Annotated in this window: 17 protein-coding genes and 1 pseudogene; all 18 read right to left on the reverse strand. The window is 65.7% G+C overall.

The window, feature by feature from the left end:
- Position 1 precedes the first annotated feature (1 nt).
- Positions 2-277 (reverse strand): DUF2746 domain-containing protein, encoded by a 276-nt coding sequence (locus G6N08_RS19980; protein WP_163760950.1) that lies wholly within the window; start codon positions 275-277, stop codon positions 2-4.
- 58 nt (positions 278-335) lie between these two features.
- A complete protein-coding gene (locus G6N08_RS19985; RefSeq protein WP_083129665.1) occupies positions 336-563 on the reverse strand; it encodes a hypothetical protein in 228 nt (75 codons plus the stop codon).
- 20 nt (positions 564-583) lie between these two features.
- Positions 584-1,054, reverse strand: coding sequence for a hypothetical protein (locus G6N08_RS19990; protein WP_163756913.1), 471 nt, complete (start codon positions 1,052-1,054; stop codon positions 584-586).
- A complete protein-coding gene (locus G6N08_RS19995) occupies positions 1,047-1,586 on the reverse strand; it encodes a PE-PPE domain-containing protein (RefSeq protein WP_163756916.1) in 540 nt (179 codons plus the stop codon). Before G6N08_RS19995 ends, G6N08_RS19990 begins: the two co-directional genes overlap by 8 nt.
- Positions 1,583-1,918: a hypothetical protein gene (locus tag G6N08_RS20000; RefSeq protein WP_083129667.1), complete on the reverse strand. Its 336-nt coding sequence runs from the start codon at positions 1,916-1,918 to the stop codon at positions 1,583-1,585. Before G6N08_RS20000 ends, G6N08_RS19995 begins: the two co-directional genes overlap by 4 nt.
- Positions 1,918-2,757: a GH25 family lysozyme gene (locus G6N08_RS20005; protein ID WP_163760441.1), complete on the reverse strand. Its 840-nt coding sequence runs from the start codon at positions 2,755-2,757 to the stop codon at positions 1,918-1,920. The genes G6N08_RS20000 and G6N08_RS20005 overlap by 1 nt, the downstream gene beginning before the upstream one ends.
- A 13-nt stretch (positions 2,758-2,770) precedes the next feature.
- Positions 2,771-3,118 (reverse strand): annotated as a pseudogene (locus G6N08_RS20010) (C40 family peptidase); the annotation flags it as partial.
- A gap of 71 nt (positions 3,119-3,189) precedes the next feature.
- Positions 3,190-4,023, reverse strand: coding sequence for a hypothetical protein (locus G6N08_RS20015; RefSeq protein ID WP_163756920.1), 834 nt, complete (start codon positions 4,021-4,023; stop codon positions 3,190-3,192).
- A gap of 9 nt (positions 4,024-4,032) precedes the next feature.
- Complete coding sequence (locus tag G6N08_RS20020; protein ID WP_003921248.1) at positions 4,033-4,290, reverse strand: hypothetical protein; 258 nt, start codon at positions 4,288-4,290, stop codon at positions 4,033-4,035.
- Complete coding sequence (locus tag G6N08_RS20025) at positions 4,290-4,664, reverse strand: phospholipase D-like domain-containing protein (protein WP_218033402.1); 375 nt, start codon at positions 4,662-4,664, stop codon at positions 4,290-4,292. Before G6N08_RS20025 ends, G6N08_RS20020 begins: the two co-directional genes overlap by 1 nt.
- A 290-nt stretch (positions 4,665-4,954) precedes the next feature.
- Positions 4,955-5,383 (reverse strand): hypothetical protein, encoded by a 429-nt coding sequence (locus tag G6N08_RS20030; protein WP_163760443.1) that lies wholly within the window; start codon positions 5,381-5,383, stop codon positions 4,955-4,957.
- Positions 5,384-5,454: 71 nt separating this feature from the next.
- Complete coding sequence (locus tag G6N08_RS20035; protein WP_163760445.1) at positions 5,455-6,117, reverse strand: glycine-rich domain-containing protein; 663 nt, start codon at positions 6,115-6,117, stop codon at positions 5,455-5,457.
- Complete coding sequence (locus G6N08_RS20040; RefSeq protein WP_163760447.1) at positions 6,083-8,887, reverse strand: glycine-rich domain-containing protein; 2,805 nt, start codon at positions 8,885-8,887, stop codon at positions 6,083-6,085. The genes G6N08_RS20035 and G6N08_RS20040 overlap by 35 nt, the downstream gene beginning before the upstream one ends.
- On the reverse strand, positions 8,884-9,981 hold the full coding sequence (locus G6N08_RS20045) for a DUF2460 domain-containing protein (protein WP_163760449.1): 1,098 nt from the start codon (positions 9,979-9,981) through the stop codon (positions 8,884-8,886). Before G6N08_RS20045 ends, G6N08_RS20040 begins: the two co-directional genes overlap by 4 nt.
- A gap of 23 nt (positions 9,982-10,004) precedes the next feature.
- A complete protein-coding gene (locus G6N08_RS20050; RefSeq protein ID WP_443093850.1) occupies positions 10,005-11,411 on the reverse strand; it encodes a Gp37-like protein in 1,407 nt (468 codons plus the stop codon).
- A 285-nt stretch (positions 11,412-11,696) separates the two neighbouring features.
- Positions 11,697-12,785, reverse strand: coding sequence for a hypothetical protein (locus G6N08_RS20055; protein WP_163760453.1), 1,089 nt, complete (start codon positions 12,783-12,785; stop codon positions 11,697-11,699).
- On the reverse strand, positions 12,782-13,687 hold the full coding sequence (locus G6N08_RS21390; RefSeq protein ID WP_371869053.1) for a hypothetical protein: 906 nt from the start codon (positions 13,685-13,687) through the stop codon (positions 12,782-12,784). The genes G6N08_RS20055 and G6N08_RS21390 overlap by 4 nt, the downstream gene beginning before the upstream one ends.
- 511 nt (positions 13,688-14,198) lie before the next feature.
- Positions 14,199-16,877: phage tail tape measure protein (locus G6N08_RS20060; RefSeq protein WP_371869054.1), on the reverse strand; the 2,679-nt coding region annotated here is incomplete at its 5' end.

A 16,877-nucleotide genomic window follows, 5' to 3' on the forward strand; every position in this document is an offset into this window, starting at 1 on the left:
GTCACATCTGTTCGGGGTGGCGGCGTTTCGCCGTTTCGATGCGCCGCTCGAGGTCGAGCCGTGCTTCGCGCTCGTCACGCAGCTCGCCGCGGACACCGCCGATGTCCTGGCGGATGCCGCGCATATCGCGGCGCACGTCATCGAAACCGGCGCGGACCTCGGCCCGGAACTCGTCCAGATCTTCCCGCAGGTTCGAGTCGTGACCGTTGACGAGCTGGTCGCGGATGCCGCCGACTGCGCGTGCATGGTTGCGACTGTCGATCCATGCTTTCCCCAGCCGCCGACCGTGATGACGACGAGCCCGGCCAGCCCGATCAGGGTGGTCGGCTCGCCCATCAGGAGGCGAACTGGTCGAGGTCGTCGATCAGCGGCTCTGCGGTCTTGATGAAGCCCGCCACAGCGGCAATCACCGCCAAGCCGCTGCTGATCGCGCCGGCCCACGTCTCGGGAAGGATGCCGGCGAACTCATGCAGCGCGTAGGTACCGACAGAGCCAGTGGCGGCCAGGACCGCGACCGCGGCCTGCGCTGCCTTGGACGGCTTAAACGGGAGTTTGATACTCATCTTCGATGACCTTTCGGGGTTTAGGCCGCCGCGCGGGCGGCTGTGAGTGTTGCGATGTTGTGCAGGAAACCCACGGCGTTGGCGACAAGGTTTGAGTAGCCGCCGATCTCGCCGACGTAGCTGATGTGCGGTGCGGTTGGGCCGCCGGGCGCAGCCAGGAAGTCGATGCCCTGCAGCGCGGCCTCGACGGCGGCCTGGGTGCCGGTGGCGTTGGCCTGCGGCCCGCTGATCAACCCGATCAGCAGTCCCTCGAGCGCGCCCAGTCCGGCGGCCGCCAGCCCGGCGATGCCGCCGGTGAACGCCGGGATCAGACCGAGATCTTTGACGGCCATGACCAGTGCGTTGACAATGTCGGTGGTCAGTGCGCCGAGGTCGTTGAACTGCAGGCCGGTGGCCACGGTGTAGACGTCGGTCATGTCCTGCCCGACTTGGCCGTTGGGGACGCTCGCGTACATGTCGAGGCCGGCGTCGCCATTGGCCGGGCTATGCACGTAGTCGGCCCACGACCTGCCCGTCGCGCATCGGCAGCTCGGTCATGTTCAGCGACGAGATGCCGTGCCCCCCTGGGTCGGCGATACCTGGGGCGTAGAAACCGGCTCCGCGGCACGGGTTTCCGAACGTGTAGCCGCCCACGAAATTCGGGGCGTACTGCGCGAGAGGGCCGTCCATGATGTCGATCGCGACGCGTGACACCACCTCGGCGCCTTGGCTGTAGCCTCCGAGGACGAACGTCTGCAACGGGTTGGCGGCGAGCCATTCCGCGATCCAGTTGTAGCCGTCAGCGACCGACTGCTGGTAGCTCGGCGACGAGGCCGAACCGCCCACCGGGCCGAACGACGCCGGGTAGGGCACCGCAACCTCGTAGCACAACCCGTCATCGACGTAGGTGTTTAGCCCGGCGACCACCATCGACGGGTACTGGGTGCCCGGCGCCGACTCCCACGTGCCGCCCACGGTGAGCACAGCGTGCCGGACCTTCACAACACCGGAGATGCCGGCCTGCAGGTCCGCCCACCCGGTCATTTCGCGCTCGTCGGAAGACCGTTGGCTTTGCGCCACTGGATCGCGAATTCCATCAACTCGATCAGCACGTCCCCGGAGTCGCGTTCGATGCCGTCGGAGAAGACGTGCGTCCACGCGATCTGCTCGGCGACGGTGACCTGCTGCTCGAACGCGTCATAGGTGCCCTGATAGCTCTGACCGTTGTGGGTAGAGTTCCAGGGGCCGCGCGCCGGGTCGTTGACGATATCGCCGATGTTGCGAGGATGCCGCGCCAGCACGTTGCGCCACGGCATCGGTGTCCCATCGACTTTCACCCCAGAGACGTCGGCCTGCAAGCTGTTGGCGTCACTCATCATTGCTTCCCTTCGATAGAGTTCTTGACCGACGCGAGCGCGTCGACCGGCGTGAGGTTTTGGCCTTGCGCGTTTTGGCCGAGCTGAGGCCAGCCTTGACCGTTGGGTCCGCGCAGCTGGTCCCAGACCTCTCGTACCTTTTGCAGCAGCTCTTGCTGCTCAGCGTCGGTCAACGCCATAAATAGTCCTCCTATACCTAGTAGTGATCTCAGATCATCAACAGAGCCACGAAACGCGTTGGCGTCCACGGACATTCCCGCAACCAGCGCGGCGTCGGTGAATTGCCAAATGACGGGGGTGGCGCCGCCGTAGCCGGTCCAGCCTTGGCCGTTGTCGCCGCCCGCGTCGGCGTATTCGGCGCTGGCGTAGTTGCCCTCTTCGTAGTAGGCCGACGACACCAGCCCGACCACACCGGACAGGTCGGGGGAGCCGATCTGCTGCCAATACCAGTGCGGTATATAGGACAGCCGCATGTTGACACCCGCCGCGACGAACGCGTTCCACACCGCCCAAAAGTTGGTGATGTCACCGGAGTTGGCTTCGAAGTCCAGCATGCACGGCGCCGCCCCGTTACTCGGGTCGTTGGCCAGATAGGTTTGCGCCTGCTGCGCCGCATCGTTGGTGGTGACATAGTGGTAGCCGACAACCAGGTTTCCGGTCTGCTGCGCCCAGTCCCATACGGTCGGCCAGTACGGGTCTCGGTAGTAGTTTCCTTCCGATACTTTGTGCTCGATCCACGTGAAACCTTCGGAGATGATCTCGTTGAGGGCCGAAACGATGGCCGCCGCTGGCTGGCCACCCCAGTTGTTATTGGATAAATCCACTCCGTACAGCGTCACCTGTTTTTCCTCCTTAGACGTATCTGCGTGCGTTGTGGAACGGGCCGCCTTGGACTATCGGCACTTCTTCTACTGGCACCCCGTAGGTGGCGGCTTGGATGATGTTGCCGTCGCCGCTGTAGATCGCGGTGTGGGAGGCGTCGGGGTAGAAGGTGACCACGTCGCCGGGCTGCAGGTCGGGGCGGTCGACCGGCTGGCCGCCGACCGCGAGCGCCTGACTCGAATGCGGCAGCGTGATGCCGACTTGCGCGTACGCCCACACGACCAGCCCGGAGCAGTCGAACGCATCCGGACCCGCCGCGCCCCACTGGTAGGGTCTGCCGATCGCGGTACGGGCCACCGCCACAACAGTGGCAGCGTCAGCCTTCGATTGCGGGGACATCGCGCTGAGCAACAACAGATGCGCGGCGAGCACGGTCGCGCCAGTTCGGATCACGGTCCAGGACGCGGCGCCAGCTCGTCGCTGTCTTTGCGCGGACGCCGTCGCGGCGTCGGGGCTAGCACGGGTCCGGTGTCCAGCTTGCGAAGATCACTGGACAGCTTGTCGAAGTCGACACCCGCGGGGCTCTTGCCGCCGGTGAACATTTCCTCGGTGAGCGCGACGACAGCGACGGTGTTGAAGGCGCTGAAGAACGGCGCGGTGATGGCGCCGTCACCGCCCCATGTGGGCAGCTGCGCGGTGTGGCGGTCGGAGGCGCCCCACACCGGAATGTAATGTCCGCCTTCGACCCGGTGACGGCCGGGGATGAGATGCCACGCTTGCCCGGATTCGAACTGCGCTTCCGCGTAGTCGGGAACCAGGATTCCCACACCCACCACTTCAAACAGGCTCAACGCGATCAGCATTTCGTCCCAGTCCCCCGGTGTCAGCCCGGCGTAGGCGACGATCTTGTGCCGGTTGCCGTCCGCGTCCACGATGCCAGTGTTCTGCCGGAATTCGTAGAGTTCGTGGACGTCGGTGCCTTGGTCGCTGCCGGGATCGGCGGGGTTGTATCCGGTGATCTCCGAGTAGTTCTGCACCGCGGTGTCGTCGGTGAAGTTGACGGTGACGCCGCGCAGCGCGTTCGCCAGGCGGATCTCCTCGATGCTGCCCGCGATTGCGCAGTCACCGATCCGGTCGTTGAGGTACATTCGCGGCTTGACCAGACCGGCGTGCCCGAGCGGGAACTTCAGCGAATCAACGCTTGGCAGGTCGCTGGTGTAGTAGTCGCACAGCCGGATTCGCGGATGGGTGTGGACGGGCTTCAATCCGAGCTTGTATTTCACGGCGGTCTCCTATGCTTGCTCGAGTGCTTCGCCGAGCTCGGCGAGCGCTTTGTTGTGGCGGTTGTGGGCCAGGACGTGCCCGGCGGCGACGATGGCGGCGATCGGCCACTCGATCAGCTCGAGCGCTGCCAGCGCAGCCACACCGCCGTAGTAGGCCAGCTGGTCGAGCTCCGGCACCGGCACCGTGCCGAACAGCGGAAGCGCAATAGTGGGGCGGTGTTTGGCGGCCACCTGTTTGACCGCGGTTGCTTTCTTGGGTGCGGGCATCAGGAACCTTTCTGTTTGCCGAGCATGTTGGCGTGGATGGCGTCGATGCGGCCCCGGGCCTCGGCGGCGACGTAGGGGTCGGCGGTGACGCTCATTTCGTTGTCCTGCAAGCGTTCGCCCGCGTCGCTCCAGTTGGTTGAGCCCTGAACCACCCAAAGGTTGTCGACCACAACCATTTTCATGTGCATGATGCGGCCGTGTTCGCTTCGTCCGATAGCGATCGACGACGCCGGATAGTCCTGCTGGGCGAGCAGCTGGCGTTCGTGGACGCCGCCGGCCTGCGAGCTGTCCAGGGTGAGCTGCACGTAGCAGTGCTCTTGAACGAGCTTGCTGCGCAGTATTTCTGCGAGCTGCGGGTCGTCAAATCCGTACATGGCGACAACCAGGAGTGCTGGGCGCTGTTGAGCAGATAGCACAATGCGCCGTGCACGTCGTCGACCGGGGCGTAGAGGGTGCGCCGGTGCTCGGGATAGCCGGGCGGCAGCGGTTGGGTGCGGTATTTGTCGAGCACCGACAGGCTGTAGAGAGGGTGAGCGCGGGTGCTCATTTGTTGTCCTTGTGGCCGTGATGGATGGCGTGGCCGACGTATTCGAGGATGGCGCCGATGGCAGCTGAGGCGAGGCCGCCGGTCGCGAAGGCGGTCAGCCAGCCGGTTGCGCTCATGTCAGGCGGGTGTGATGACGCCGATGCCGTCTGCCGACCAGTTCACCGCGAACACGCCGTTGGACGGGGACTGCACCCCGCCGAAGTCGACCCAGCCGATCAGCGGATCGGTTGCGGCTGAGCCGGTTTTGGCGTCGTAGAGCACTGCCTTGTACGCGGAGAATGTGGCGTTGGACCATTGCGCGTTGGCGCCGGTGAAATCCCAACCTGCTGGGGTGATTACGATCGACCCGATCACCACACCCCCGGCGGTGTAGCCGGGGCCGCTGATCTCATACGCCTGCGGCGTCGACCAGAACTGGTCGGCGGCTTGGTTGGGTGTGTAGCCGGAGCCGACGAGCGCCAGCTTGAGTGTGTCCGATGTCAGGTTGATCTTTCCCTGCGCCAGCGCAGTGAAGAAGCTGTTGTAGAAGTGAGCGGTTACGGCCATGCTGATGAAGCCGCCTTTCTGCGGACGTGTTGTGCGGGAGGGGTTTTCGTTTGAGAGCCGCTGTCAGCGGGCTAGTTCCATTCGATGAGCGTGTAGCCGCCGCCGCCGGAGCCACCGGCGTACCCATTGAGGCCGATGGCGCCGCCACCGCCGCCGCCACCGCCGCCGCCGTACAGGCCGCCGTTACCGCCGGTGCCGTTGCAGCCGCCGCCGCCGCCTGCGCCTCCGTTACCGGCGGCCGCGTTGGCTGGTGTCGCGCCGCTGCTACTGCTGCCCGAACCGCCGGTCACGGTATTCGAGCTGCCGCCACTGCCGCCAGCGCCAGCGCCCAAGAAGCCCTCGCCGCCACCGCCACCACCGCAGCCGACGTTGTTGGTGGTGTCGCTGGTTCCGGCGTCTCCGTAAGAGGTGCTGCCCCAGCCGCCGGCGGTTCCGGTGTGTGTGGTCGCAGAAACCCCGGTCGCCGACGATGTGCCGCCAGCGCCGGGAGTGCCGCCGGTTGAGCCGCCCTGGCCGCCCCCGGCCGACAGCGCGACGCCGCCCGAGGTGAACGTCGACGCGGTGCCGTTGCCACCTGACGACGCCCCTCCGGCACCCACTCCGACCGAGTACGTGGAGCCCAGGGAAGCGACAGGGATCCATACCCGATCGATACGGCCGCCGCCACCACCGCCACCGCCGCCGCCGGACAGGCCGCCGTTACCGCCTGCACCGCCGCCGCCGATCAGCGTCACGTAGCAGCCTTTGGTGCCGGCCGGGACGGGCTGGTTGGTGCGCGCAGTGTTGGTCTCGTTGAACGGCGTGGACGACGAGACGGTCGCGGTGGGCGCCGGCATGGAGGCGGCCGCGGCCATCGCGGGTGGTGTGATCGTGCCGCTCGTTGAGAGGGCCGGCGCAGGCATGGTTGCGGTGGCGGCCATCGCCGGGGCCGGCACGATGACCCCCACCGTGGGTGCGGGCATCGTTGCGACGGCCTGCATTCCGGGAACCACCATCATGATGGAGTCCTGAATGCTGGGCGCGGGCATCTTCGCGATCGCCGACATGGCCGGGACGGTGACTGCTGCGTCGATCACCGGCCACCAGCCCGTCGACGAGGGCGGTGCAGACCAAACACTGTCCCCGAACGGCAGCGTCATGACTGGTACGCCCTAATCCATGCTTGGCCATCAGCGCCCGCGCCGCCGAACAAATACGGCGCCGCACCGCCGCCACCACCCCGGGCGCGCTGCCGGCGAAGCTGTCGAACACCGTGCCCCCGCCGTAATAGATGACGCCGTTGTAGGTTTCGTTTCCGGGTGAGGCGCCGAATTGACTGGTTGGGAGGAAGCCCGATCCCCCTGCGCCGCCGGGACAGGTCAGTGTGTGCTGGGTGCCCCCAGGGTCGGTCCACTGGAATGTGGTCGCGGTGCCTGGAAGTCCGGCGGTGAAGTATTGAATCTGCTGCGGCCCACCGGCACCCACGGTGACGGTGATCGTGCCGCCGGGCGCAATATCGGTTCCGACAACCAGGGTTCCCACGTTCCAGCTGCCGGCCGAACCGCCCTGCCCTCCGATGAAGACTTCCGCGCCCTGGCCGGCGCCGCCGCCGCCGACGCCGACAAGGTCGAGCTTGTTGCCCGCAACCATCCAAGGCGGCAGCGTGAAGGTGTATTGGCCGGCCGCGGCGTAGGTGCTCGTTACGGGTGGCTGGTAGTTCGGCGGTACGTTGCTCACCCCGAGCCCGACGTATGGGGTGTTGCCGGTGTAGGTGATGCCGCTCGATAGCGCGGTGGGCCCGCTGGATCCGGTGTTGCGGGTGAAGCCGGTCTGTTTCGTGTTCGCGCTCGGGTGGTCGGTTTGCCAAGATTGGCCCAGCCCGGCGATGTACACGGTGCCGGAGCCGACGACCTGGTATTCGACCAGGATGACATCGCCTGGGTTGACCGGGATTTCGTCTGCGTAGGGGAAGGTGTAGACGTTCCACTGCCCGGTCGTCGACAGGTTGGTGTGCAGGTCGCCGGAGCTGAACAGCGGCGTGATGTTGCCGGAGCTGTCCATCTTGGCGAAGTTCAGGTAGAACGCTGTGACGGTGCCGGAGTAGTAGCCCCACCACTGGTGAAAGCCGAGGGTTTTCGCCTGGCTGGCGCGCAGAAAGCCGCCGGCCGACGCGGATTGGGTCGCCGTCACCGTCGAGGGAGCCGAACCGGAGCCCAGCGATTGCAGGCTCATGTTGGACTCGACGGTTTCCTCAAGGCCGGCCGAGACCGCCCGGTTGTCCTGAATGCCGAGCGTGTTGGTGGCGTTCTGCGCCAACGTCATCGCGTTGACGGTGACGTGCGCGGCGCTCTGCACCGCCTGCGTCACCGTCGACAGCGGGTTGCCGCTGCTCGACACCCCCGACAGATTGAGCGCGTTCGCCAGTGTGGTGGCGAGGTTGTCCCACATGTTTTGGATCGTCGAGCCGATGTCTTCGATGCCCTGAATCCCCTGGATGGCGGACGCGGGAACGCCGGACAGCAGACTCGAGGGGATCGTGTTGACCTTCTTCACCGAGCCGTCGTCGAACCACACCTGCCCCGCAGTCGCAATCGCGTCCACCAGGGGGCGCAGAAAGACCGTGTCAACGCTGCCGTCAATCGGGACGGTGAAGGTTTGCGAAAGCTGCTGCCACACCGACTGGCTCGCTGGCGGGTTGGTGAACTCGGCCAGCACGACCGATGACACGCGTTGCGGCACCTGCATACCGGCGAACTTGTACTGCAGCACCTCCAGCCGGATTGGGTTGGTTCCGGTGTAGACGAGACCGGCCCACTTCGCCCAGATCGACATGGCGAGCTGCTCGCCGGGCGTGACCGGGATCGGGTTGCCGACATCGGAGTAGAGGTATGCGCCGTCGGGTTGGATCAGCAGCGAACCGGGGTTGGTGCGCCCGGTGGTGCCGTCCCAGGTGATCTGCGGGGCGCGCGCCGACACCGACGCCGCGGTGTCGAAGCCGGGCGCCCACAGCAGTTCGGGGTTGATGTCGACGATGTGCGCGCCCGCGAGCACAACACCGGTTGCGGGGCGCAGCTGGCCGGCGATGTTCAATCCGGGGATGGCCTGCAGCGCGTTAGCGAAGTCCCCGAACGGGTTTCCGGTCAACAAGCCTTGCAGCGAGTTGACCAGCTGGTTGATCGCGTCTTTGCCTTGCGACAGGATCTGCGACACCGGGTTGTTGGTGCCGGAGCCGCCGAACAACTGGACCACGTTGTCGATGGCCTGCTGCACATCGGTTGCGGCGTCGTTGATGTCGGACTGCAAGGTGTTCGACCACGACGACAGCTGCGCGAGCACACCGCTGAGGTTTTGGCCGGTGACCACGCCGATCAACGCTTGGACAACCCAGCGCAGGAATCCCTCTATGAGCTGCTGGCCGATCGCCTCAATCTGCTGCGGGGTGAACGGCGCAACATTCAGCGAGCTGCCTGGCGGGTAGTGTACGGACGGGTCCGGTGTCGTCCAATTCGGCGCTGGACTGGTCATGACGACAGCGGCGCCCCTACCACGGTGAACACGCAGCGGCCGGTGGAGTATTCGTCAGTTGTCGCCGCTTGCTGCTCGGCGTTCAAATACACGGTGGCGGACGTTCCGGCGCCGACTTGACCGACCGAGCCCCGTTGAGCAAAGCCCCGAACTCGGGGATGATCACAGGCGCCGGGGCGCCGCGCCCAGCGTGCCGAATCCGCGGCCGATCTCGGCGCCTCCTGTGTGTTTGGTGCGCCGCCTAGCCGGGCCACCAAATCCACCTTCGTGTTCACGGTGCCCGCGACCTCAACGGAGGCGAACACCAGCGGAAGATACGGCTGGGTCTGGGCAGGTATCGTCAGCGATGACAACGTGCGCACTTGGCCGCCCGAGGTTCCGGTGGTGGGTATCCCGGTGACGTTGTAGGCGAACAGGAATGGCAGCGGAGCCGGGTAGAATTTTCCGGTCGCCGAGTTGAACAGCAGCGTCGCGCCGTTGACTAGGGTTCCCACCAGGTCTTCGGCGCTGGCGATGAGGAAGCTGCCGACGGTGCCCGGTGAACCTTGCGGCAGCCCGAGGTCCAGCGCGTACGCGGACGGGATCCCGGGGCCACCCGGCGCTGTTTCGCGCAGGTCGGCGGTAGCGCTGCTGCCCGCGGCTAGCGTGTTGACGTTGCCGATGGCCAACTGTGGTGGGGGACCGGGCTGGCCGGCGGCCAGCGGAGGTATCCCGTTTGCTTGTGCGCCGCCCGGCCCGAACACCATGACAGCGGTTTTCGTCGAACCGGGGTCTATCCCCGCCGGCCACAGGACCGGCCCGTAATACAGCACCGAACCGGCGGGGTAACCCTCAGGGTTCCAATTCCATTGACCTAGCGGATAATTCGCACCCTGCGCGGTGATGTCATAGTCAACCAGGATCACAGCCCCGTTCGCCGGCGGTTGCGCGAATGTCAGAGTTGACGGCGGATCCTCGCTGTAGTCAACGCCGTCGTGTTGGCGTTCACCGTTCACGTAGACCCGAGTGCTGCCAGGGTAGAACGGCTGCGACGTAGTGAAAACGGTGTTGGTTCCGTTAACAGCCCCGGACGGGGCTTCGCCGTAAATACTCACACCCGCTGCCCTTTTCCTGTTTTTTAGCCGTTGGGGGGAGCGCCGAGCGCAAGCATCAACCCCTGCTCAACGTCAACTATTTTGCGTTGGATCAATGTCATAGGCGCTTCTTCGCGGCGCCCGTCGCCAACTTGGACATCGATACGGCACCGTATCTCTGCGTTGTCGATGACTTTGATCTCGTCGAGATAATCGGTGTAGAGGACGCCGCGGCGGATGAGCGACGCCAGTTGGCCGGGGAAAACGTCTTTGAACAGCCGCCACGGCATGCCGTGGTAGAACGTTAACTGCGCCGCCGGGTATCCGTTGGTGTCCCAACCCGCCGAAATGGCCGCGAACATCGTGTCGATGTCGTATGTGGATTGGGTGGGGAAAAACCGCTCAGGAAACCCGTACGGCCCCAGCGCAACTCTGCGGTCGAACCACTCGAAAAGCTCGAACGCCAGAAACGCGTTGTCGAGCAGCCCGTCAAAAATGCTGTTCGAGATGCCGGTGATCCCGATGGTCATCATCAGAATGTCCACCAGGTATTCCAGGCTGGCGTTTATGAAATCGTTGAGCCACTTGGGTGACTTGCCGCCCAGAATGACCTGCCAGCACACCGGATGGTGGTGGGCGACATCCATCGACACTATTCCCGAGTCGTCAGCGTCAGCGTTGAACACCACCCACGGTGGAACGAAATTCACCCCGAGCGTGGGCGCGATAACGATGTCGGAACCCGGTGGCACGTACTCGTTGTCGGGGTTCAGGAAGGGGTTGAGAACGCCGCCCAGCAGCGAGCCTTCGAGGTCCACCAAATCCTGGACAGCGCCGTCCACCACAGTGCCCGTCGGACCCGTAACTCCAAGGTAGTTGCGCAAGTTGAAGCACAGGGTGGGCGCCTGTAAATCCCACAGCAGTCCTTCGGGTTGCGGCTCGCCGGGCATCCACAAATCCATGCTGGGATAGATACCGTTGTCGGCGAGCTGTTGTCGCATCAGCTGCCACAGCGTGTCCATGCGACCGTTGACCTCGATCCATGGCGATGTGTCTGTCAGCGGGTCGGTGGGTATCACGCACACCGGAGTGGTGACCATTTGCATGAACTCGCTGAGGGAGATGCTGTTTTGCATGAGGATGGTGCCGAACCAGGTGCGCCAATCTAAGTCGAGGGAGCCGAGCGTGTTGAACAGCTCCCAGAGGCCGAGTTGCAGCCGCATACAGTTCTCGGCCACCAGCGTTTTGAACACTGTGATCGCCGGTCCGATGAGGACCGCTTCGGATGGCTGCACTTCGATAGGCAGGAATGGCTGTGGCCATGCGACAATCCGGTCCAGCATCGTTAAGTCGCCGACCAGTTCGCACTCTACGGTCTCGGCGCCGTCGGGGTTGATTTTGTCGTGCGCGACGTCGATGCGCCCGACCAGCGGCCGGCTCCCCTTCGAAATCGATCACCACGGGAACGACCGTTGTCTGACAAGTGATCGCAAGCTCGGCCAGCGGGTCTTGTCCTTTGAGCGTCAATGTGCCGTCGGGCAGTTTCAGACGCGGGAAGGTGCAGGTGACTTCGATGTAGTCGCCGCACTGGTATTCGGTGCGGTAATAGTTGTCGAACAGCCGCACATCCATGTTGATCGGCACGGATTCGTGCGGCCGGGCCAATTGCAGCGCACTCGACATCGCCGCGACGGGATCGGGCCCGGTCAGCGTAACCTGTTGCTGGTCAAGGCTGCTCATTCCGGCCACACCCTCATCGGTGTGATAGAGGCGACCATTTTCGATGCCGGGTTGCCGCCGGTGATCGAGCACGCGATAGCCGCTGGCTGCGCGTATTGTGGCTGCGCCACACCGGGAATCGGGTTGGTGTAGTTGCCGGTGATCAGCGACGCCAGCGGGGCGGTCTGCGGCAGCGCCCCAAACGCCGACTCGAACTGCTGCAGCAGCGGCGGCACGTTGTTGCCGCTGACAAAGTTGATGAGCGTGTCGAGCAGCGACGGCGACGCCGACTGCGGCGCCTGCGACCGTGGCGGGGTGAGGTCGACGACGCGCGGCAGCCGGGATAAAGTGTTGATCAGCGCAATGTCACCGGCGTTCAGTGGTCCGAACGTGATCATCGTTGTCGAGCCGGGGCCGTTGGCGAAACTGAACGTGGCCCCGTCTTCGGTTCCCGCGTAGCACAGGATGGCGGGCCAGCCGTCCTGGTCACCGATGTTGCCCAACTGCAACCAGCCGGAGCCCGAGCCGGTCCACCCCGACGTGTCACGCGGGAAGGTGTCTGTCCACGGCACACCGAGCCAGAACGCGAGATCGTTGCGGATCTTCTGCGTGAACTCCTGATGCAGCACGAGCCGCGGCAGCTGCTTGATCTGATCCGCCCACGGCTCGCCCCAGCGGGCCGGGAACCACCAATAGCCGCGGTCAACCGTCCAATATTCCAGCGAGCCTTGCAGATTCGGGTTCCACGCACCGATCCACTCCGACACCAGGCGCGACATGCCTTGCGGGGTGGTGGCATGCGCCTGCAAACGCATCGTCAAGTTGCAGGTGTCATACATGGTGTAGGTCCAGGTGACGCCGGGCTGCCGCGCTCCTTTGAGGTCGATGTGCTTGAAACCTGGTGTGACACCGGATAATCCGTCCACCAAGAGGATGCCGTCTTGGATTCCGGGCCACGGCGCCTCCGGCCCGCACAGCGTGAACTTCGAGTTTCCGTCGGGGCTGGTGAACTTGATAGTGGGTATTGCGCCGTCCAGCAGATCGGCTGCGCCCTGGGGCAGAATCGTGGCGTCGTTGGTGGCGTAAATCAGAGGGTAGGTCGTCATCGCGGCAATCCGTACGGCCTTGGGAATTGGCGTCCGGCAGTGTTGGACTGCGCGGTTTGCTCGGTCATTAACCGTTGACGGAACTCGTCGGGGTTGTTGGCTTGCACGACGATCGGCGCGTTGAACTGCGAGCCGATCCGGTCCCCGTTGTGCACGTCGCCGCCGCTGGCCGGGGTGAGCGGCTGCTGGGTCTGTCCCGCGGTGTTCGGCGTTGATGGGCGCACACCCGCGATACCTGTCAACAGGCGGCCAGGCAGTGTTTTGCCCCACTGCGACAGCGGGCTATCGGACGGGATCAAGGTGCTGAGAACGCCTTCGGCGGCGATGCCGCCCAGCTGGCCGAGGTAGCCGCCGGTGCGGTTCAAGTCCTGGAAGGCGACCTGCATCCCGGCGCCGGCCGCGCTGCCGCCGGGAAACATCGAACCAGCTGAAGCCGCCGCCGACTCGGCGGCGCCGATGATGCCGCCGCCGAAACCGAGCCCCGGCGAGGGGGGCAGGTCTTGGCCGGGAAGCCGCTGGGATGCGCCGGGTTTGGCGACACCTTCCGGGGTGTGCGCGGAGCGGTCCTCGGCCGACACTTCGCTGGCCTGGGTGCCTTTGTTGCCCGGGCCCGGCGATTTCGGCGCGCCGACCGGCAAATGAGGCTGCCCGCCTGACTTCTGTTGCGGCGCGGCCGGTGGTTTCGGCGTCGGCGGCGGCGGCTGCGTCGGGTCACCGCCGCCGACCAAATAGACCGCACCACCGTGATTGCGATGCAGGGCATTACGGAACGCATAGACCGCGTCCTGGCCGCCCATCGCGCGCACGTCGTCGGCGGTGAGCACGTGTTCGCCCGGCGACAGCCACGCTGGGATGATGTCGGTGCCGGCCGGGCCGCCGGCAGCGAAGCGCGGCGCATCCATCGGCGCGAGATTCACCGCCCCGGATGGGGGCCCCATCGGGTGCGGTGGCATCGGTATCGGCGCGTGTGCCGTGGGCGGGCTGGCGCCCAACACGTTTGACAGATCGAGCTGTTGCCGATTCGGCGGGGCTGTCGCTGGGCCGCCGAGCATTCCCGGCAGACTCAAGCGTGGCCCAGACGCCCGGCCGGTAATAACTCGGAGATATGTCTCGATTGCCGGAGGTACCGGCTGCTGAGGCGCCGGGATCCCGGCGGCCTTGTCAACCACGCCGGGCAGCGTTGGGAACGGCCCGAGCTGAGGCAGGGGACCGTGGGTCAGCGCCGGCTGCGGGGGCTGGAACATCGCCGGCGCCGGTGACGCTGGCCCCGGCGGTGCTGGCGTCGGTGGTGCTGGCGTCGGCGGTGCGGAAGATGCTTCGGGCGCAGCCGACGCGGCGCCTGTGCCGGTCGGCGAACCATCGGCCGGTGGGGCCGTATCGCCGTCGGCTCGCCATCCGGCCGTGGCGGCGCTGCTAGGCGGCAGCGGTGTGCCGTAGTCGCCGAGGTCTGCGTAACCGCCGGGAGCGCCGAAGTCCAATCCAGCGTCCAAGCCGTAGTCGGCGCCCACTGCGCTGGAGCGGATGGCGTTGCCCAGCATGGCGCCCTCTATCGGGCCGATCGCCAGGTCGGCGAGGAAGGTGACAAGCCACTCCCCTAAGCCTTTGACCCCGCCGGAGAGGCCGAAGCCTTCCGCGAGCGGTGCGCCGAACCGCAACCCGCCGAAACTGTTCGCGCCACCGCGCAGCGGGTGAAAAGCGCCCCGCTCGGCGTCTTCGAGCTTGCGCTGCGCCAGATCGCGCTCGGTGTGCAGGTGCTCGATCTCGTGGTCGAGCCGATCCCGCTCGGACTGCTTGGCGGTTGCTTTGAGTTCGTTGCGGCGTTCTTCGGCGTCGTGAATCTCGTTGTCGAGATGTCGCAGCCGTTCCCGCGCGGCCGCGACTTTCGTCGTCGCGCGTGTGTAGCCCGGCTGGCCGCCGGGCTGGTCCTGCGTTGCGCCGGCCGGGATGCCGGCCCGCCGATGCCGCCGCCGCCGAAACCTCCGGCGCCCCGCCGAAGCCGCCGCCTGCGCTGTAGCCGGGTGGGCCTTGCAGGTCGCCGATCGGCAAAAACATGTGATGGTCGAACTGAGGGCTGTTCGCGCCCGCAGCGCCCGCTCCGACAACGAAGTTCCCGTGCGAGCCGCCGGCTTCGGCGTTCTCGCCGTCCGACAGCGTCATGGCGGCGTGCCCGGCGTTGCCGCCGCCGTGGTCGTACCAGCCGACGCTGATCGTGCCAGGGCCGCCGATGCCGGGCCGGAACCCCAGCGACGCCAGCCATTGGCCCATGTTGACGGTGGTGGGCAATCCGACGTTAGGGATGCCGAGCGCGCCGGCGATGACGCGGCCCACCATCCCCGAGCAGTCGTGGCGTGTGGCTTGACTGTAGGGCGTGCCGATCATCGAGTAAGCGGCCTGCACGTCGGGTCCGATGGCTCCCCCGCCTTGACGGTGCAGCGCGCGCCGGAACGCGTACACCGCGCCGTGACCGCCCATCGCGTCCACGTCGTCAGCGGTCAGGACGTGCTCGCCGTCTGCGCCCCAAAACAGCGCCGAGTCTTTGCCTTTCGGCCCAGGAGCGCGCAGCAGGCCACCGCCGGAGTGGCCGGCGAGCTGATGGTAGAGCCCTACGCCCGCGCCGCCTATGCCGCCGATGGCGGTTCCCCAAGGCCCGAACACCGATCCGAGGGCGGCACCGGTCGCGGCATCGGTGCCGACCACGGCCGCGCCGTGCCAGAACCCGCTGGGACCCGTCGCGTGTTGCAGCGCGTCACCGCCAAGCTGCGCGCCGAGAGCCAAGGCGCCCCCCTTGGCGAGACGTCCCAAAGCGCCGCTGAGGCGCCCCGTCGAGGCGGTGGCCGCGTCCTCCTCGGCGACGATCGTGCCGAGCCCGCTGGCGATTGGCGCGAGAACGGTTTCGGCGATCTTGGCGGCCTTGAATATCGCCCACGCGCCGCCCAGCGCGCCGAGCGCGTCGATGACGCCATGCATGATGCCTGGATGCTGCGCTAGGGCGTTAGCTACGTCCTTGACGACGTTCAGGGCGGTCGTCGCGGCGGGCAGGAAGTCGTTACCGATCGCAATCGCGGCCGCCCCGAACGCGGACTTGGCCTGGTCTAGCTTGGCGTTGAATGTGGTCTGGGTTTCAACGAAACCCTTTACGGTGCCGTCATGTTCGCGGACGGTGCCGTCGATCTCTTTGATTTTCTCGTTGGCTTTCGCACCGTTCTCGCCGGTCGTCTGGAGCGCGACCTGCAGGGTTTCCTGGTCTCCGGTGAGCAGTTTCAACGCCTGGTCGTAGCCGATCTGGTCGCCGATGCCCGACTTGATCAGACTGCTGAAGCCGGCCAGCTTGTTGTGCAGCGTGTTCCACTGACTGACCTCATTGGCCAGCTCGACGTTGAGGCCGCCGCGCGATTTGCAGTCCTTGTACGATAATGTGCCGTCTTTGATCTGCTGGGCGACCGCTTTCGCTGCCGGTGACAGCCCGTTGAACGCCTGCTCCTCGGCCCTCGCTAACTGCGAGCTTTGGTAGCGCACATCAAGATTGACTTTGCCGTCTTTGGTGTGTTCCTGCACGGCGCGCTGCAGAAGTTGCATGGTGCCGGCGAGTCCGCGCTCGCCTGGGTGATCTTGGATGTCCTGCGCGTCAAGACCGAGAGCGCCCATCATGTCACGCATCTGTGCTGTCGGGTTGAGCATCTTCTGCATGGCGTGCGCGATAAGCTCCGATGCGTGCTGCGCCGAGTCGCCGGACTGTGTCATTTGCGCGGTCACGCCGTACAGGTCAGCCATCAAGTGATGCAGTTGTTCAGCGTTGAGTCCCTGGCTTTTCCCGATGTTGGCGAACAGCGGCTCAGCTGTGTGCAATGCGCCTGCGAAATCGGCGAAATTGCTTTTCGCCATCCCAACGGCCGACACCATTTTCGACATGACATCAGCGGCGTGCTCGGGGCCGTATCCGAAGTCGTTCATCGACGTGGTCAGACCGGAGGACTTCTTTGAGTCTGCGTTTTCCGACTTGGCGCCCTGCGCCGCTGATTTGAGCACGTTCACGCCGTCACCGCCGCGATACCCGGCTTTTCCACGTTGTACATCGCGTTGGACAACTCTTGC

Source organism: Mycobacterium botniense (genome assembly GCF_010723305.1).
GTDB lineage: Bacteria > Actinomycetota > Actinomycetes > Mycobacteriales > Mycobacteriaceae > Mycobacterium > Mycobacterium botniense.

Coding starts and splice junctions, on each gene's coding strand:
- G6N08_RS20025 (WP_218033402.1), bottom strand. CDS start 4,664: ATGTACGGATTTGACGACCCGCAGCTCGCAGAAATACTGCGCAGCAAG.
- G6N08_RS20020 (WP_003921248.1), bottom strand. CDS start 4,290: ATGCCCGCACCCAAGAAAGCAACCGCGGTCAAACAGGTGGCCGCCAAA.
- G6N08_RS21390 (WP_371869053.1), bottom strand. CDS start 13,687: ATGGATGCGCCGCGCTTCGCTGCCGGCGGCCCGGCCGGCACCGACATC.
- G6N08_RS19995 (WP_163756916.1), bottom strand. CDS start 1,586: ATGACCGGGTGGGCGGACCTGCAGGCCGGCATCTCCGGTGTTGTGAAG.
- G6N08_RS20000 (WP_083129667.1), bottom strand. CDS start 1,918: ATGAGTGACGCCAACAGCTTGCAGGCCGACGTCTCTGGGGTGAAAGTC.
- G6N08_RS20040 (WP_163760447.1), bottom strand. CDS start 8,887: ATGACCAGTCCAGCGCCGAATTGGACGACACCGGACCCGTCCGTACAC.
- G6N08_RS20030 (WP_163760443.1), bottom strand. CDS start 5,383: ATGGCCGTAACCGCTCACTTCTACAACAGCTTCTTCACTGCGCTGGCG.
- G6N08_RS19985 (WP_083129665.1), bottom strand. CDS start 563: ATGAGTATCAAACTCCCGTTTAAGCCGTCCAAGGCAGCGCAGGCCGCG.
- G6N08_RS20055 (WP_163760453.1), bottom strand. CDS start 12,785: ATGACGACCTACCCTCTGATTTACGCCACCAACGACGCCACGATTCTG.